We start from the raw sequence: 19,002 nt of genomic DNA, 5'->3' as shown, positions 1-19,002 counted from the left end.
GAAAAGGCGCTGATAAACAGCGCCTTTGAATGATCTTAATGGATAAGCTTATTAGCCCATCTGAGACTGAAGATAGTTTGGTAGACCGATTTTTTTGATCAAACCTAGCTGTTTTTCCAACCAGTACGCATGATCTTCCTCGGTGTCTTCCAGAAGCTTCTCTAGGATTTCACGGCTCATATAGTCCTGCTCTTCTTCGCAGACTTTAATCGCGTCCTTAAGTTTTTTATCAACTTCATATTCAACGCGAAGATCTGACTCAAGCATTGATGGAACGTCAGTGCCGACCTTAAAACCATCACGGGTGGTCATGTCTGGCGTGCCTTCCAAGAACAGCATACGCTCAATCAGTGCAGCAGCGTGGCCTTTTTCATCATCAAACTCATGATCGATACGCTCGTAAAGCTTATGTAAGCCCCAATCATCGTACATACGGGAGTGGATGAAGTACTGATCCATTGCTGCTAGTTCCATCGCTAGCAGGCCGTTTAGTGCGTCAATGACTCTTTGATTGCCTTTCATTGTCTTCTCCCGTTAAATCTGAGATTGCAGATAGTTTTCGATACCTGCATTACTGATTAGGTATTGCTGAGTTTCGATCCAGTCTACGTGCTCTTCTTCGTATTCCAGAATGTCTTCCAGCAGATCGCGGCTGACGTAGTCTTGCGCCGTTTCGCAGTAAGCGATCGCTTCACGCAAAATTGTCAGTTGCTCCAATTGGAAATCCATATCACATTGCAGCATCTCTTCAGTATGCTCGCCGATGCGTAGTCGACCTAACTGTTGTAGGTTAGGTAGTCCTTCCAAAAACAGAATGCGCTCGATTAGATCGTCTGCCTGTTTCATATCTTTGATGGACTTTTTATAAGCTTTCCCGTCTAGCTCATCTAGGCCCCAGTTCTTGTACATACGTGCGTGAAGAAAGAACTGGTTGATTGAAGTGAGCTCACTTGTCAGAACCTTGTTCAGGTGACTAATGACTTGTTTGTCGCCTTGCATGGGGGATCTCCTTTAGTAATAACCGCCCAGCTATGTGTGGGTTAGCAATTTCAAAGTGATCAAGAGTCTAGTTTATAAAATGACTCAAATCAAAAAACCTTATAAAACAATAAGTTGAAAAGATCAATGCGTTAGATTCTCATTGCTATTCTGTATAATAAATAACCAGTTTTTTGTTGTGTGATTTTTAAAAATAAATTTAATAAGTAAATCAATTAGTTGGCGAGTTATGAAGAGCATTCAATAATTGCAATTTAATGAGAATAATTTTCAACAAGATTCTCGTTAAATGTATTGAAAGTTGCTTATTTGATAACTATTATCATTACCTGATTTAATTGAGATTGGTTATTGTTTCAATGTTCGTTTGTATTTGTGAAAATATTACCTGTAGTGATGTTCGTGATGCCGTAGATCAAGGCGCGCGAAGCGTGCGTGATCTAAACAAAGAGCTTGCCGTTGGTAGTCAGTGCGGTAAATGTGTGTGCATGGCACGTAAGGTAATGAAAGACCACCTAGACGACATAGATTTCGATCTGGCAGTTCCTGCTTAACTTTCTCGCTTTAGTATCTCTACCGCTTCGGTCAGCGTCTCTGCAATCGGAGCGTCCAGCTTTAGATCCAGAAGTGGATCTGCTCTCGTTACCCCAATCGTTAAAGAACAGATCGGCTTTCCCCATTCATGGGCTCGTTTGCAGAATCGATAGCCTGAATAGACCATCAAAGAACTACCAACACTTAGTAAACCATCGGCATCTTCTAGTGCATCCAAGGCACTAAAAACTCGTTCTTTCGGGACGTTATCACCAAAATAGACAACATCCGGTTTTAAAATTCCGCCACATGCTTGGCATTCCGGTACAGAGAAATCTTCAAATAGATGGGTTTCTAGATCCGCATCACCATCGGGGCGAAGGGGAACTTCAGGGATCTCGAAATGGGGATTGATCGCTTCAGTATGCCTGTGGATATCTTTACGATCATACTTCTGTGCACAACTCATGCAACTGACTCGATCAGACCGTCCATGCAGATCGATAACGGCTTGGCTGCCTGATTTCTGGTGTAAGCGGTCGACATTCTGCGTGATCAGTAAGCGAATAAATCCCATTGCTTCTAGCTCAGAGAGCGCTGTGTGCGCCGCGCTAGGCTCGGCATCCCTAATAGCAGGCCAACCGATCAAACTACGTGCCCAATAGCGCTGACGGGCGTAGTGGCTCTCCATGTACTCTTTATGCTGGGTCGGCGCAGAGTGTTGCCAGTTACCTTTGGCATCTCGGTACGCGGGAATGCCCGAATCTGTGCTGACGCCGGCCCCCGTCAGGACAACAAGGTTAGGATAAGAGCGAATGAATTCGGCAAGTTGCTGAGCTTCTGACATGGGTTATTCACAAAGGCAAAGAATGCTATCAGTGTAACCTATTTTAGGGGGAGGCGAGATAAGGAAACCTACGAACAAGTCCTATACGACTCAGGCTTACAGAGCAATTGAAGCACGAGGCAATGATTACAGGCATGCTGGTTGCCTGTCGAAAATCATTAACAAAGTGATTCGGTTGCTCTGTATGCCCCGTAGGGTGGGCTCTAAAACGACCATCTACTTTGTCAGTCAGTTTGAAAAGGTCCAGACATTTCGCTGCACTGACTTTCGCGTATCTGGTCGTTTTATAACCCACTGAGAAAGTATTAGACTTATTCGCAGGTTTCCTCAACAAAAAAGCCGCGCTTTTCAGCACGGCTTTTCAGTTTTAAAGCTTTTTAATTTGGCAGATTATGCGCCAAATTTAGCTTTTGCTTCGATACGACGACGGTGCAGAACTGGCTCAGTGTAACCGTTTGGCTGTACGCAGCCTTCGATTACTAGTTCGCACGCTGCTGCGAATGCAACGCTGTCTTCGAAGTTGCCAGCCATTGGGCGGTATAGAGGATCGTTTTCGTTCTGACGATCTACTACTGCAGCCATGCGCTTAAGCGTTTCCATTACCTGCTCTTCAGAACAGATACCGTGGCGCAACCAGTTAGCGATGTGCTGGCTAGAGATACGTAGTGTTGCACGGTCTTCCATTAGGCCAACATCGTTGATGTCAGGCACTTTAGAACAACCAACACCTTGGTCGATCCAGCGAACAACGTAACCTAGGATGCCCTGTGCGTTGTTGTCTAGCTCTTGTTGGATCTCTTCAGCAGTCCAGCTTGGGTTCGCTTCAACTGGTACAGTTAGGATATCGTCTAGGTTCGCGCGATCGCGTACTTTCAACTCGTCCTGACGTGCGAATACGTCTACCTGGTGGTAGTGAGTCGCGTGAAGAACAGCAGCTGTTGGAGATGGAACCCATGCAGTGTTAGCGCCAGACATTGGGTGGCCGATCTTAGCTTCAAGCATGTTAGCCATCTGATCAGGGATTGGCCACATACCTTTACCGATCTGAGCGCGACCCTGTAGGCCACATAGAAGGCCGTTGTCTACGTTCCAGTTTTCGTAAGCACCGATCCATGCAGCAGCTTTCATGTCGCCTTTGCGGATCATTGGGCCAGCTTCCATAGATGTATGGATCTCGTCACCTGTACGGTCTAGGAAACCTGTGTTGATGAATACAACACGCTCTTTAGCAGCGCGGATACACTCTTTCAGGTTAACTGTAGTACGGCGCTCTTCATCCATGATGCCCATCTTCATAGTGAAGCGTTCTAGGCCAAGCATGTCTTCGATACGAGCGAATAGTTCGTTAGCGAAAGAAACTTCTTCTGGACCGTGCATCTTAGGTTTTACGATGTATGTAGAACCTGTAGTTGTGTTGCTGAACTTACCTTTACCCTGCATATCGTGCATAGAGATAAGCGTAGTTACAACACCGTCCATGATGCCTTCAGGAACTTCGTTGCCATCTTTGTCTAGTACAGCTTCGTTAGTCATTAGGTGACCAACGTTACGTACGAACATCAAGCTACGGCCTTTAAGGGCAAGGTTAGAACCGTCTAGTGCAGTGAATTCACGGTCAGCGTTGATAGAGCGAGTGAAAGTCTTGCCACCTTTGCTAACTTCTTCAGTCAGGTCGCCTTTCATTAGACCCAACCAGTTGCGGTAGATAACAACTTTATCGTCGCCGTCTACAGCAGCAACGGAGTCTTCACAGTCCATGATTGCTGTTAGAGCAGCTTCCATCACGATATCTTTGATGCCTGCAGCATCGTCTTTACCGATCTGGCTTTCACGGTCGATCTGTACTTCGAAGTGCAGACCGTTGTTTTTGAATAGGATAGAAGTCGGAGCAGCTGTTTCACCAGTGTAACCGATCAGCTTTTCAGCTTGTGCTAGCGTAGTTTCGCTGCCATCGCGCATTACAACAACAAGCTTGTTGTCTTGGATGCTGTAGCCTGCAGAATCTTTGTGAGAACCTGCCGCTAGTGGAGCTGCTGTGTCTAGGAAAGTACGTGCAGCTTCGATAACTTTAGCGCCACGAGCTGGATTGTAAGAACCAGATTTCTCAGCGCCGCCTTCTTCAGATACCGCGTCAGTACCGTAAAGAGCGTCGTATAGGCTGCCCCAACGTGCGTTAGCTGCGTTAAGTGCGAAACGAGCATTCATTACAGGTACTACTAGCTGAGGACCAGCCATTGTCGCCATTTCTGGGTCAACGTTTGAAGTAGTCGCTTCGAAATCTTCGCCTTCTGGCAATAGGTAACCGATCTCAGATAGGAAGCCTTTGTACGCTTCTAGATCGAAAGCCTGACCTTGACGCTCACGGTGCCACGCATCGATCTGCTCTTGGATTGCATCACGTTTAGCTAGTAGGTCACGGTTCTTTGGCGCTAGATCGTGAACGATGGCATCAAAGCCAGCCCAGAACTGTTCGCTAGTTACGCCAGTACCTGGCAGTGCTTCGTTGTTAACGAAATCGTATAGAGCCTGTGCAACCTGAAGACCGCCACTCTGTACTCTTTGACTCATAATGAATTGCCCCAGTAAATATTCTGTCAGTTCCGGTGCCAGGCAACCGGTCACTGTATGAATGATCGCTGTAGATTAATTTGCAGCTAAATTTGTGCATCGCACAGTAGCGCAATGGTCTCTTATTGTCGCCTAAGTCGACCCAAAAGTATGATAAATAGGCCTTATATTCGGTATAAGTTGAGCGAATGGCTACTCAATGAGGTGGTGTTTAACTGTATAGAACGGCCGGGTATTCGACAAAAAAATCTGGCTTTGGGCCTAGTGCACATATGGCTAGGGAGTAGTCGGGAGCGGATAATTGCCATAATTGTTCTTGGCTGATGAGTCGATCTTCTCTCATGGTGGGATAATGCTGTTTGATTGTACAAAGCGTATCAAGCGGCTGCCGTAGGCCTACCCCCTGCGCTTTTATTAGAGCTTCTTTAGTAACCCAACGATCATAAAACTCAGCAATAGGATTCTTCGCACCTTGAATTGCTTGTTGTTCTGCAGCGGTCATGCTCACTTTGAGCAGGTTTGTTGAAAAGTGCTGTGTGCGGTGTGCTTCTACATCTACTCCACAGATCAGAGTATTTGAAAAAACTAAGGCAACGATTCCACGGGAGTGGCTTAAATTAAAGTGAATCGGGTGTTTGTGGAGATAAGGCTTACCCATGCGGGTCTTACCAAAATGCAAAGGAGCGGATTCTTCTAACTGCAGATAGCCTGATAAAACCCGCCTTTTTAAAATATGCGCTAGAGCAAAATCTTTTTTGTGTAGAGGGTTAACAAAGGCTTGGTAACGGGCATGTTCATTCTTATCTAAAACACCTATAAGTTCCTCAAGAGGGTAATCATCTGTACGTAAAATAATAGCCTGAACCCAATTTCTCTGTTGGCTATATTTTGAGGATTGATCAAAACAGGGCTTCAAGTTATGTGCCTTGTTCGGTCAGTTTATGTAACCACTGAAAGAGTGGTTGTGGGGCATCCATTAATGAAAAGTGCCCCCCAGAAATCATATGTAAGTGATAATCCTGATAGGTTACTTTTTTCCAAGCCAATAAGGCTTCAAAAGTTACATGGTTATCATCTAAGCCGCCAAACACATCTATAGGAATAGGGAGTTGGGAGCTCGGCGCATGTTCGTAATTATAGATAAGCTCTAGATCGGACTTTAAGATGGGGAGTGTCATATCCATCAGTGGTTTGTTATTTAAAACTTCTTTAGGCGTACCATCTAAACTGCCTAAATATTCTTTTAATGAGTGCTGCCCGAGTTGTGGCAGTCCGCTGGAAACAGGAAGCCAAGTAGGGCTATTCCGAGCGGAGATAATTAAACGTTCAGGTAGCTTCTTATGCGTACGCTGTAAGCAGCGTACGGTTTCATAAGCGATTAAGGCGCCCAGACTATGTCCAATAAATATCCAGGGTTTATCTGGGAGTTGCGAGCAACTCGCTGCAAGTTGTTCAGCAAGAGCTGTGATACTTTCAGCAAAAGTTTCACGCATGCGCCTGCCGCGACCAGGAAACTCAAAAGCGATCAGTTCATAGTTGTCTTCGCACTGGTTTTTCCATTTATAAAAACTTTGTGCGCTCCCCCCTGCAAAGTGAAAGCACACGAGCACTTTCTCGGCAGAGGGCAAGGAGTTAATCGTAACTATGCTTGGATCAGCGGTATGAACAAGTGAATTCAAGGTCGCTCCAGATTACTCAGTAACTAAGCTAAGTTCATTGGCTAAATACAGTTTTCTCATTAAGCTGCGTTGTATTTTCCCGCTGGTAGTTTTGTGCATACTAGTGGGTTGGACGAAAATAATCTGGTTAAGCGTAATACCATGTTCTTGCGCTACCGAAGCCCTAATGGATGCTTTCACCTGTTTTGGGTTTTCTTTAAGAGCGCGTTTAATCTCACGATTAATTTCAACCGCAGCGACTATGCATTGACGATTTTGGTCGTCATCGTGACAGAAAACGGCGCCGCTTTGAGGCTTGTTCTCGGGAAAGGATTCGATGATTGAGTATTCAACATCTTCAGGGTGAAGGTTACGCCCTTCACATATGATTAAATCTTTTAGGCGGCCGCTAATATACAGTTGTAAATCGTCCTCTCCGATAAAACCTAAGTCACCGGTTCTCATAAAGTGTTTGCCGGGTTCCCCCAGTATTTCGGCCCTAAAGGCGTTCTGGGTAGCGACTTCATTTTGCCAATAGCCTTGAGCCATTGCTTCACCATGTAGCCATATTTCGCCCACTTCACCTGTTGCGCATCGCTCACAAGTATCAGGGTTAACAATGCAGGTTTCGACTTCCCATGAAGCTTCCCCACTGCCAACCAATAAGCGACTTTTTTCCTCAGTTGATGGCGGCACAATACGACGTTCAATCTCCATCTGCCATGTATCTACTTCTTGGCTGCAGGTAGGTTTTCTTACTGGTCCTCCGGACACAAACAGTGTTGCTTCAGCAAGGCCATAGCATGGCAAGAATGAGTCGGCTTCGAAGCCATGTTTTGCAAAGTTATCCACAAAGCGAGATAAGCTTGTTGCACGGACTACATCGGCACCGTTGAGTGCGATGGTCCAACTGGAAAGATCTAGGTCTTTATACTTGTCAGCTGAATAGCGATCTACTGCAAGGTTGTATGCGAAATTAGGACCGCCTGCCATGGTAGCTTGGTAATCGGAAATTGCTTGTAGCCATATAGAAGGCTGGCGAACAAAGGTATTAGGAGCCATTAAGACTGTGTGGTTGCCTAATACCATTGGTAATAGCTGACCTAGGATTAGACCCATATCATGATGATGGGGCTGCCAAGAAACGATGTCCGTGGTGTGATCTAGTTGCCATGAATCACGCATCATGCGTAAGTTCGTCGTGATGTTGTGGTGGCTGACCATGACTCCTTTCGGATCGGAGGTAGAGCCCGATGTATATTGTAAGAAAGCAACACTTTGTGGATCGATATTACTTAGGTTCGTTTGGTCTCCAAGATCGGTTGGGGCTAAGGTATCAGTGGGGACTAGCCAGTTTAAGTTGATCTGTTCTGAATTAGCAAAGGCAGCTTGGCTTTCTTCTAAACAACTAGAATGACTTAAAGCCAGAGTAGCACCTGAGTCTGTAATGATCTTTTCGCAACGATCTAACCTGCGACGGTTAGGTAGATTAAGAGGCACCGCAATACGCTGAGTCATCAGGCAGGCAATAAAACTTGCAATAAATTCTAGGCTTTGTGGAAAGAAAAGAATGACGCGATCACCGGCTTCACTGTGTTGCTTTAATTGTTGCGCAATCGAGAGCGATTTAAGATATAGCTCGCGGTAACTAAGTGTTCCACTGACTTCACCTTGTTCATCAAGAAAGGTAAACAGTACTTTATCAGGATGTGCCCAGGCTCTGATCGCTAGCGCGTCATGAACAGGTAAGCTTGCAGTTGCACTAAACAGTTCATTTACAGACATTTCTGATTTATGAAACATTTTATGCCTCCTGCGAGTTGTTTATTGAGGATAATTTTCCAATCTCTTCCGCCAACTCACCGATGGTGGGGAACTCAAAAATCAGCGTTGGATTCAGAGGCGTTGATAACTGTTCTTCTAAAATGCCAATCAACTTTGTACCAGTGACAGAACTCATACCAAATGCACCTAAGTTGATATCTGGGTCTATATCTTCCATAGGGATGTTCATTTCTTGGAAAATAAATTCGGTAATGGTTTGTTCGATACGATTAACTAGTTCCATGTTTCTTGCTCCAATGAATCAGAAGAAATATTGATAGACGGACAAAGTAGATCGCAAAGTTGTCCGGCTGAAATTGCAGAATAAGTGGGATGTTTTTCAGTTTGGCGCCATGTATTAAAGAGGGCCAAACTACTATCGCCAGGAATCAGATATGGTTGAATTTCTTGCGCAATTATCTGGCTGATCTGTTCCCTGATTCGGCTTAATTGCTCAGGGGCTGTGACAAGTAAATTTTCTATTACTTGTGGATCTGCAGATAAAGGTGCTTGGTTTAGCAGCTGCTTCATAGTGTTGAGGCTGTCTTTATCTGAATCGAGATATGCTCGCTGTAATTGCCTGTTGAGGTCTTTTACTTTGCTATTTAATACGTAGCAATTTGATGATGAATTTAGATCAGGGAAGAGCCAGTCGGGCTGTACGCTGTACCCTGCATAAGACAGCTGACTTAACTGCTGTTTTGTCTTTTGGTCCAGCTCCGCTTCTTTGGTGAGTGTAAATACTGAACCTGCGATGACAAAATCGGCCCCGCTACTTAGCCAGGAATGGATATTGGCTGGGTTACCTGCCATTCCGCTAATACCAATGTAAGGGGAATGTGTACTCGATTGCCCCTGTTTATAAGCAAGAGCTTGGGCGAATAAGCTCAGACTTGGTTCCTGTTGTGTATTTGCGGAAGAAAGTTCTAGGCAGATGGCATCGGCGATAGCATAGAAATTTTCCAATTCCTTTATAGATCTGATCCGGGCCACTAGCTTGCAAGCTGGATGTTCTGATTTATAGGTTGTTAGTGCCTGGCTGGGTTCGCTTGCACTGACTTCGATGTAACCGATGTTGTATTGTTTTAGCAGTTCCAGTTGAGTTGTTTGTTTGTAGATATCTGAACTTAATGAGATGCCGTACTTATTCAATACGTCCGGTTGCTGGTTTAAGATTTGTAGCTTGTTACCCAGCTCACTGTTCGATAGGTGATCACAGTCCAGCATACATAGCGTCCCGTGCTTCGCTAAGCTGGCTACTAAGGTTGTGCCGGCCGCACCATTTAGAGAGCTAACGAGTAGGGGACTGCGGCAACGGAATGCTTTACAAAAGCTTAGTGCTTGTTCAGGTAAAGCGAATTGAGCCAGCCCCGAACGGTCTATTGTTTGTTTATGAGTCGAGCTTTTAACAGCCTTAAGTGCGGGTTGGTTTTTTAGAGCGTGCAATTTAATGTCGTCTATCATCGGGCTGAGAATGGCTGGTTCGCCAAATTCAATAAATGAACTGACATTATTATGCAGAACGTACTCAACACATTTGACCCACTGTACCGGGTGGGTTAAATGTTGCGATAGATTAGTCGCAAAATCTTCTAGTTTATGTGGCTTTCCAGTTAAGTTAGAAATTACGGGAGTAATTGGTTGTTGAAACTGACAGGTTGCTAAAAATGCTTTAAATTTTTGTTCAGCGGGCTGCATTTCTGGTGTGTGAAAAGCGCCACTGACTCGTAGACGAACAGCTTTAACACTGCGTTCACGGCAGTACTTAAGAAATGCATCGACCTTGTTTGTTTTTCCGCCGATGACAATTTGGCTAGTGCTGTTTATGTTGGCGATATACAGGTCGCTCAGGCGTGAATCGTGCAGATGTTGCTGCAGTTCTTGTTGTGATAACCCTATGATAGCTGCGAGAACGCCTTGGTCTTCTTCAGACATTAGTTCTGCTCGGCGCTTTACTATCTGCAAGCCGGTTTCAAAGTCGATTGCACCTGCAGCAGTTAATGCCGCATATTCACCTACGCTATGCCCCAAAAAGAAATTTGGTGCTTCATATTGCTCCATCGTGCGTAAGTAATTGAGATAAGACACAACATAAATCGCAGGCTGAGTATATTGGGTCAGATTCAATTGCTGTTCCGGATCTTCCAAGCACAAACTTTCGATGGAGTAGCCTAAAATACGGTCGGCCTGTCGTACTTGCTCTTGGAAGTGTGGAAACAGCTCTTTGCCCATCCCTTTACGCTGAATGCCTTGGCCGGGAAAAATAAATGCGCTCATGAGTGGGCCTCTGTCTTTATTTCTGCGTTTGCTTCCGAGTTGGGTAGTGCGCGTAGCTCTAGATCTGTTATTTGCATAATTAATTTATCCCCAGCATAGATCTGAGCATTGAGGGTTGTTGTCTCGGAAGAGCTGTAGACTTTTGCGCTTATCAGGCTGTTATCAGTGATTGGCATATAAGTGATATTGGCTATTTTGTATGGCAAAGCGTGTGTTTTAGTGCTGACTGCTTTACAAGCAGCAATTAGATGGCTGAATAACAATGACCACAATTGGGGAGCAGGTGAGCTTGCCAACTTCGGAGAAAAATTTAATTGCAGATAATTTTCTGTGCTTGTTGCAGTTTCGACGTAATGTGCCGCGTTAGGGAATACTGCTCCCCTTTCCGCAAAGTTTTGATAAAGCTGCTCTACGCTTAACTGTTGCAAGTGTGTTGGCGTATTGTGAGCCTTAGAAAGGTTCGCTGTTGTTTTTCTTTTATTTCCTTGCACTAAAACCTGATTGGTTTTGCTGTTCAAACACTGGATTAACTGAGCCTGAGAATGGGTAATAATTTCAATGTTAGTGGAACGTGGCAAAGAATGAGGAGGGCCGAAGACTATATTGGTTAAAGTGTTGTTGTTTGTTTCCGTTTGGTCGGCAACAAGTTGCGCCAGACTCGCCAGGGAACTAGGGAAAAGTGTTTTATCTTCACAGATGTTGTGCCAACAATTTAATACAGAGGCTTTTGTTGTAGATGTTAGCTTTAGTGCTTCATTCGGTGTTTTAAACCAGACCCGCTGTAACTTAAATGGGTACGCAGGCAGGGGTAATTTAGCAGGGGCATCTGTTGTAGGGTAAATCTCTTGCCAGCTTAATTGTGCTTTTTTGTTGCTAGTCCAATAGTGTGCCCAGCTTTCCAACTGATTAAGGGATGTTTGTTCGGATGTATCAGGTTTTTTGGTAGAGCTTTTTTTGGGGCGACCACTGACCCATTGAGTTGTGCTAAGGCTGGATTGTTCCGGTGCATGCTTCTCAAGCAGGTAGGTTCGTAATGCCGCTAATAGCTCTGATTTGGTTTTGCAGATAAATGCTATACGCTGCGCTAGGGTGCTGCGACCATTTAGCAAGGTGTAGGACAGTTGCTGTAGAGTAAGGTTGCAAATAAGTTTTCTTGGAATGCTGGTGGTACAGAGCAGGTGAGTATGTTGGATAGTTCTGTGCTGTTCCATTCCTGATTTAAGGGTCGCTAAGCGTTCGGCTAATTCTTTTAAGCTTTGGCAACCACGAATATCAGTTAATGTTGCTTGAATATCGAAGGTGGAAGCTATCATCGACAGCGACTCTTGCAGCATAGATGGAGATAAATTCAGCTGGTGTAAGCTCGGGTTTTCATCTGGCGTAATGTGAAAATGTTGCTGCAGGGCTTTGCTCAATAAAGCACAGGTATTTCGTTGTGCTGCTATTTCATCTTCTTCTAAATAGGTTACCAGCTGTTGGACCCGGGCGTACAAGCTGTCTTCATCCTGTGCCGATATGGGGATAAGGTAAGCTTCTGGTTGAGCTGTGTCTTTGTTCTGTTTAGCCAGCGGGTAGGATTCTAAAACGACATGGGCATTTACACCGCCAAAACCAAAGGAGCTGATGCCCGCACGTAATGGTTGGTTCGCGATAGCCCAAGATTGATTGTCCGTTGGGAAAAATAAACCGGATTCTTCAAGGTCTATATGTTGATTCAGTTGGTTAAAATGTAGGTTCCCTGGCATGCGTTGATGTTGCATAGATAGAATTGTTTTAATAACTCCGGCTATACCTGCTGCTGCTTCCAAATGACCAATATGACTTTTAAGTGCACCTATCGCTATTGGGCTCTTATTTTGTCCAATGGCTTTTTTGATCGCATTGATTTCAATTGGGTCACCTAAAGGGGTACCTGTGCCGTGGCTTTCAATTAGATCTGCATCTGATGGCTGTAGGCCTGCACGTTCCCAAGCCTGACTAATCACCTCGGCTTGTGCATTTACATTTGGAGCAGTAAAACTGTGGGCGCGCCCACCGTGATTTTCTGCACTGCCACGTAAAATCGCGTAGATATAATCGTTATTTTGTTGAGCTTGTTCTAACGAGGTCAGAACGACTGCTGCAGCGCCTTCACCGCGGACATAACCATCGGCATTGTTATCAAAGGTCTGGCAGCGACCTTCTCTGCTTAACATTCCTGCCTTACCAAAGGCGATAAACAGCTCAGGGCCTAGTAGTAAGTTAACGCCACCAACAAGAGCTATTTCACACTCGCCTTCGCGTAATGCATGGGTTGCTCTATGCAGGGCAACTAGGGAGCTAGAGCATGCTGTATCAATGCTTTCGCTTGGGCCATGAAAGTCAAAATAGAAAGAGACTTTATTAGCAATGGCGGTTAAAGCCATTCCAGTGCCTCGATAGGTATCTATAGGCACTGCATTTTCACGCATTAACACAGGGTAATCAGCGTGGCCGACACCGATAAATACGCCTACTTTTTTACCTGCCAATTGGTGTGGGTCGTAGCCTGCATCTTCCAATGCGTTCCAGGATGTTTGCAGCATTAAGCGCTGCATAGGGTCCATAGCTTCGGCCTCGCGCGGTAAAATACCAAAGAATTTGGCATCAAAGTGGTCAGGCTTGGGCGTAAAACCTGCACAATGGGAGTAGGTTACATGTTCTCCATGTACAGTGTCCTCATCATAGTCTTGCCACAACCAACGGTCTTTAGGCACCGGTTGAATTGCATCTTTAGCGTCAGTTAGATTTTGCCAAAACTGCCAAGTATCTTGGGCAGCCGGGAACCTTCCATGTATGCCTGTGATTGCAATAGGTGAGTATGGTTGAGTTGATTGTGGCATCTGACTCTTTCTCCTAAGCGTTGGCAACTAAAGTGTCATTGTTCATAGGCTGTAATGGGGCGCTTTGGATATCATTTTGTTCGGCCTGAAGATGAGCTTTCGCTTCAATAGGTTGTGTGCAACCAGCTGCTACAGCGCGCTTTTGGCCTTTCTTGATCTCTTTTTTCAACTCATGCATATAAGTAGGGCCGTGCATCTCATAGTTATTACGCAGAGTGGCTAAAAACTCTTTATCGACAGTTTTTCGATCCTTTTCGATGCTTCGTAATTGTTCATCCTGAGTAGGGAGTCGGTAGGAACCCGCAATATAGTCTGCGACAAGCTCTGCTTGGCGTTCCATCATATCGAGGAAGCCCCAAGTTACTGCTTGGAACAGGCCGATGAAAGCAAGATTATTGATTTCTGGTTTGAAGATACGCTGGTATAGCGGTACTCGATTGTCCTCAGCATTTAGGATTTTGTTATCCAGAAATGGGAACGTTGTTTGGTAACCCGTGGAATAAATAATTGAATCGACTTCGACGGAAGTGCCGTCAGTTAAGTGAACTGTATGACCATCGATGCGCGAAACTTCTGGAATGATTTTTAGCTTGCCATCACCAATTTTATTGGCAAAATTTTCAGATAGCGTTGGTAAGCTGGACATCATTAAATGGTCGGGTTTTGGCATGCCCATTTGTTTACGTTTAGCGATTAGCGTCTTATATAGGCCTGTATGCATTAGGCCAAAAAGGGGGTAAGGAAGAATCTTTTTCACCCACCAGTCGTTTAGCTTCCACATCATCTTATCCATACGGACGCCGAACAGGTAATGTGGTAGTACATAAACACCGCGACGTAGAGACAGGAATGTCATATCGGCATCATGGCTAACATCAACGGCCACTTGTGAACCACTGTTGCCTACACCTACGACTAGTACTTTTTTACCCTGATATTTATGACGGTAGCGGTATTGTTGAGAGTGGATTGCGTCGCCTGCGAAATTATCGCGTTTTACATAATCGGGGTAGTTAGGCGTATTGTGGTGACCGTTCGCTACGATAAGAGCATCGTAGAAACGTACTTCACCAGAACCTAAAATGACTTTCCATGTACCATCATCTAGACGTTCAGTTTTATCTACAGAACAGTTTAAATGGATGTTCGGGGTTAAGTTAAAATGCTCCGCATAGCTTGTTAAATAAGCCAAAACTTGTTTATGCGAAGGGAAGTCAGGGTAATGATCTGGCATGGGCATATCTTTGAACTGATACAGACCTTTTGGTGTATTCATGTTCATGCTGTGCCAAACAGAAGTATGTTTTCCTGTTTTATCAAAATGCCAAATGCCACCTAAGTGATCACGACGGTCAAAACAGTCATAGGCGATGCCTTTTTTCTGCAACTGACGTGCTGTTGCAATGCCGCCGACACCCGCACCGATAATACAAACTGTAGGTAAACCGTTTTTACTTTTAAGTGGCGGAATCTTAACTTCATGTGGTTGTACTGTGCGGTCATTTCCTGAAGCCGTTGTTTGCACATCATCTGAGATGGGTGTTGCAGTACTTGGGTTTTCCTTTTGCATTGTTTTGCTCCTTGGTTTATCGGTTACTAGGTTGGCAAGGAAGCCCGAAGTTTGGGTTTCACCGATAGATTTTGTGTATTCAGCACAATTTTTCAGTACGCCATTAATGCCTAAACTGAGAGTGCGGCGGAGGTTTTGGATAATCAGATCAATCTCTTCTCTGGTTATCGTTAACGGAGGTAAGAATCGGATACAGTTGTTGTGAATAGGGCATACAGCTACAGCGACACCTTGTTTGCGATCTCGCAACATTGTCCCCCATAGCAAGTAGCCAAAGCTCCGTTCAACAAACGGGTTTTGCCCAGTTAGATCCATTTCTAGGGTGAGTAGCAGTCCCTCACCACGGATTTCTCGAATAATTGGCAGTTCTTTTTGTAAGCTTTGAAGGGCCTGCTTGAAGTACTGGCCTTGCTCTTTTGCGGCTGTTTCTAGTTTGTCGCGTTTAATTGCCTGTAGGCTGTTTAAGGTTATATGTGAAGCAAGTTGTGAACGGTTGCGTCCATATAAATCGGCAAAACGTGAAGGATTTGTTTCAGCAGATTGTTCGGCTACTGTCTGGTTGAATAACACTATTCCCATAGGCAAAAGTGAATCGCATAGAGCTGTACCTAAAGCAACGATATCTGGTGCGTTAACTAAGCCTTGGCTGTGGAGTAACTTGCCTGTCATTAGATTGGTTTGTGTTTCATCAACCCCGACTAAATACCCCTGCTTTTGCTGATGTTTATTAATTAGCTCTATTAATTGCTTTGGTAATGGGCGGGAAGCGTTCGCATCGACTTGAATCGTTTCAAACCAGACCATACCGATCTCACCACTAAGGAGCCGCTCTTCTAGTTCCTGAGCGGCGTTTTCTGCTGCGGGATCGATAAAAACGGTATGCGGATAAATAGGCTGGAACGGTTGTCTGAAAATATCGAATACTTTATCGCAAGATGACGCAGCACTAAGTAGGGTGAAGCCTAAGCCGCCAGTAAAGCATAGTAATTTCTTCTGTTCTGGACGCGCTAGGAATCCGAGTGTCAGAGCAGCTTCTACCGCAGTGATATTGCCTGACGCGGGTAAAGAGTGTTGAAATCCAGTTTGCTCCTGAACTTGCTGTTGTAACTCAATCCAGTAATCCTTTTGGGATTCATGTTGCTGCACTACTTCACTGATCACATCTTCAGGGTTCAGTCCCCTTGGGCAGGTACCAACATTGACAAAACAATCAATAATTTCAGTGGATGGGCTGCCATCACGGCTCATACGTGAGCGCATACCACGTGCTTCGTAAAAGCGGGCATCGAAACCGTGTAAAAGGGCTACTTTGGCATAACCAACATTGCCGTATTCCAAGTGGGTTTGATAATTAACTTCACTACTCGCAGTAATACGGCGTAGGTGCTGATGTTGTGTTGCTGATAAAGAATCCGCCAATGTTTGGCTTAAGTGCTCGTAGGCCAGTTTTAGAGTTAATCCGAAGCTGGTCATAACATGGCGAACATAGCTTTCGTTTGGTGTCATTAGCCATGGGTTTTTGACTGAACTGTGTACCATGCAGGCGCCCACAGGGGCTTGGAAATTTGAAATGCATTCGCCCAGCACTATTAGATCTGCTGTTTGTTGTAGTTGCGATAGTACGCTGGTTGTTAAGCTGCTGTTGGATGCGCTTTGCTCTAATAGAATACTCAGTAAACCTTGTTGTTTAATCTCCTCTAGGAAATTATCTACTTGCTCTGTTGATTGATTTGATAAAGCTAGCGTGATCGCAGCAATATCTTTTGCAGCGTGTTGTTGAATAAATGCTTTGCCTGCTGCGATCGACGGGACGATTTTAACTCCCGGAACCAAAGCGTCAGCTAAATCGCGTTGTAACGGGTTGAAATAGCGTTGCCAGTAACCGCTCTCGTCTATCAGAAGCAGGGTTCCTGCCCCATCAGGGTTGCGGTTGCGAGCGTGGTGTCGCGCTAAACGAAAAGCCGCATCTAAGGACTCTTCTACAGATGTCATAAAGTAGCTGCGATAGCTCCCATCTGATTGGTTGCCAGTACAGAAAATATTCAATAGATAGGCAGCTTGAGCGGAAGCGTTTGAAAGAATAGCGCAATGCCCTTGTTCGCCGTTATTTATGTATTCTTCAAGCAGCTCCAGGCTTTGTGGCGTCGTTTGACTCAGGATGCTTTTAGCCGCCTGAGGTAATTGCTTTTTTGCTGAAACGTTAGCACTTGATTTTGATAATTTCTCGGAAGCAAGGAACTTCAACAATAGTTGGTTGTATTCCTTGTAATGAGTAAATCCGAGAAGGTGTCCTGCATCTGTAAACTCAACATGTTTTGCTTGCGGTATTTTTGCGGCAATCTTCTGGGAATAGTGCGATGCTTGATATTGATCATCACCGCCGGATACCACCAGAGTAGGGACAGAAATACTACTTATTTGGTCATAAAACTCACAACCTTCAATGACTGTCTGATAAGTGGGTAATGAAGGGACGCTCCAGTGGCGGTTGAGTTGCATAAAGAGTGCACTTTTTTGCAGCTCTTTCATCAGCGATTGAAACTCGGTTGCACCTTCTGCTGTGGCGGAACTGACCGTAATACAGAGCGATGAGCATCGTTCTGGGTAGCTTAGGCAGAAGGATTGGGCCAATACCCCGCCAAAAGAATAGCCAATCACGGGTAGTGTTCGGATACCTAAAGCGTCGAGTACATCTTTAATATCTTCAGTGATACTTTGCAGTGATAAATCTTCATAAAAGTCAGAATTTCCGCAGCCTGGCATGTGGAACATGATCAGTTGGTGGTGTTTTCCTAACTCTTCTAATTGCAGACGCCACATGACGTCGTATTGCATTACTAGACCACCTAATAGCAAGATAGGTTCGCCTTGGCCGTAGGTGGCAAATTCAATTTTTGATCGATTTTTGCGTGTGAGCGTGAGTTTTGCCGCTTGCTCCACATAGGTGTTCATTTCATCGAGTATTGCTTGAGTCGGGGAAAATTCAGAGACGTTATCGTTTGCTGGATTAGCGTTTGTTGGAGCTGATGCTGGTACTGAAGAGAGCTTAGTTTGGAGCGCAGTTTCTGCTGGTGCCGTCACCGCATTATTACTCCATAGCTCTTCAATGCTTAATAGCTGTGGTTCATCCTCAACGCTTTCAACGCTTTCAACGCTTTCAACGCTTTCAACGCTTTCAACGCTTTCAACGCTTTCAACGCTTTCAACGCTTTCAACGCTTTCAACGCTTTCAACGCTTTCAACGCTTTCAACGCTTTCAACGCTTTGATTTGATTGCCACAGGTCTTCAATACTTAATAGTGCCGAGTCAGAGAGGATTTTTTCTGCTGCAGGTGTCGCTACTGGGGTATTGGAATTAGTTGAAGGCACGGCCTGCAGTTGAACCACAGGAGCGGTAGTAGCAGGTTTTTCAGGTTCAGCTTGAGCGCTTGTTGTATCGATTTTGCCTGCGTATTTATTTTCCATCTCCTCTTTATGATTCACCATTAAGTAACCGGTGAAACTCTCCAAATCCTGAAATTCGAAGAAAATTGTTGGAGGCAGTGTGATGTTAAATCGTTCGGTAAAGAGGTTGCCAATTTCAGTTGAAGCAATGGAATCCAGACCATAGTCCATTAACGGGCGACTGGCAGAAAAATCTTCAGGGGCAAGTTTTAGTACTTGAAGAATCAAGCCCTGTAGTTCTGTTTCAAGCAGGGTTTTTACTAGCTCCTCAGCGCCTTGTTTTGGGACTGGAAGGCTGACTTCAGCTTTCGTCGCTAAGGCTTGCTTGTTATCTAGTAGGCGTAGAGCTTCTGCAGCGCTCAGACCTGGGTCATTGCTTGGTTGGATTAAATTGCTCATTGTGGGGCTCCAATCTGAATT

The 19,002-nt window shown here is 44.9% G+C and carries 12 protein-coding genes; 1 reads left to right on the top strand and 11 read right to left on the bottom strand.

Annotated elements, in window-relative coordinates:
* Window positions 1-51: 51 nt before the first annotated feature.
* Window positions 52-522 (bottom strand): bacterioferritin, encoded by a 471-nt coding sequence (gene bfr, locus ACMXYO_RS15625; RefSeq protein WP_415886056.1) that lies wholly within the window; start codon window positions 520-522, stop codon window positions 52-54.
* Window positions 523-534: 12 nt separating this feature from the next.
* Entirely contained in the window at window positions 535-999 is a 465-nt protein-coding gene (gene bfr, locus ACMXYO_RS15620; protein ID WP_415886055.1) for a bacterioferritin, read from the bottom strand.
* Between the two features lie 359 nt (window positions 1,000-1,358).
* On the opposite strand from bfr (ACMXYO_RS15620), the gene ACMXYO_RS15615 reads away from it, so the two are divergent.
* Window positions 1,359-1,553: a (2Fe-2S)-binding protein gene (locus tag ACMXYO_RS15615; protein ID WP_415886053.1), complete on the top strand. Its 195-nt coding sequence runs from the start codon at window positions 1,359-1,361 to the stop codon at window positions 1,551-1,553.
* Here the strand turns inward: ACMXYO_RS15615 and ACMXYO_RS15610 are convergent.
* The 9 genes from ACMXYO_RS15610 to ACMXYO_RS15570 form a co-directional block, all read right to left on the bottom strand.
* Window positions 1,550-2,380 carry an NAD-dependent protein deacetylase gene (locus tag ACMXYO_RS15610; protein ID WP_415886052.1) on the bottom strand — a complete coding sequence of 277 codons (831 nt, stop codon included), beginning with the start codon at window positions 2,378-2,380 and terminating at the stop codon, window positions 1,550-1,552. The genes ACMXYO_RS15615 and ACMXYO_RS15610 overlap by 4 nt on opposite strands.
* A 390-nt stretch (window positions 2,381-2,770) precedes the next feature.
* On the bottom strand, window positions 2,771-4,948 hold the full coding sequence (locus tag ACMXYO_RS15605; RefSeq protein WP_415886051.1) for a malate synthase G: 2,178 nt from the start codon (window positions 4,946-4,948) through the stop codon (window positions 2,771-2,773).
* A 211-nt stretch (window positions 4,949-5,159) separates the two neighbouring features.
* Entirely contained in the window at window positions 5,160-5,864 is a 705-nt protein-coding gene (locus ACMXYO_RS15600) for a 4'-phosphopantetheinyl transferase family protein (protein ID WP_415886049.1), read from the bottom strand.
* A gap of 1 nt (window position 5,865) precedes the next feature.
* Window positions 5,866-6,627 carry a thioesterase II family protein gene (locus ACMXYO_RS15595; RefSeq protein WP_415886047.1) on the bottom strand — a complete coding sequence of 254 codons (762 nt, stop codon included), beginning with the start codon at window positions 6,625-6,627 and terminating at the stop codon, window positions 5,866-5,868.
* Between the two features lie 12 nt (window positions 6,628-6,639).
* Window positions 6,640-8,409, bottom strand: coding sequence for a fatty acyl-AMP ligase (locus tag ACMXYO_RS15590; RefSeq protein ID WP_415886046.1), 1,770 nt, complete (start codon window positions 8,407-8,409; stop codon window positions 6,640-6,642).
* 1 nt (window position 8,410) lies between these two features.
* A complete protein-coding gene (locus tag ACMXYO_RS15585) occupies window positions 8,411-8,674 on the bottom strand; it encodes an acyl carrier protein (protein ID WP_415886045.1) in 264 nt (87 codons plus the stop codon).
* Entirely contained in the window at window positions 8,665-10,707 is a 2,043-nt protein-coding gene (gene fabD / locus ACMXYO_RS15580) for an ACP S-malonyltransferase (protein WP_415886043.1), read from the bottom strand. The genes ACMXYO_RS15585 and fabD overlap by 10 nt, the downstream gene beginning before the upstream one ends.
* Window positions 10,704-13,568 (bottom strand): type I polyketide synthase, encoded by a 2,865-nt coding sequence (locus ACMXYO_RS15575; protein ID WP_415886041.1) that lies wholly within the window; start codon window positions 13,566-13,568, stop codon window positions 10,704-10,706. The genes fabD and ACMXYO_RS15575 overlap by 4 nt, the downstream gene beginning before the upstream one ends.
* Before the next feature lie 13 nt (window positions 13,569-13,581).
* Complete coding sequence (locus ACMXYO_RS15570) at window positions 13,582-18,981, bottom strand: aminotransferase class III-fold pyridoxal phosphate-dependent enzyme (RefSeq protein ID WP_415886039.1); 5,400 nt, start codon at window positions 18,979-18,981, stop codon at window positions 13,582-13,584.
* Between the last annotated feature and the right edge of the window lie 21 nt (window positions 18,982-19,002).

It is taken from the genome of Neptuniibacter sp. QD37_6, assembly GCF_047778085.1.
Classification (GTDB): Bacteria; Pseudomonadota; Gammaproteobacteria; order Pseudomonadales; family Balneatricaceae; genus Neptuniibacter.
This window is presented reverse-complemented; position numbering and strand designations above follow the sequence as displayed.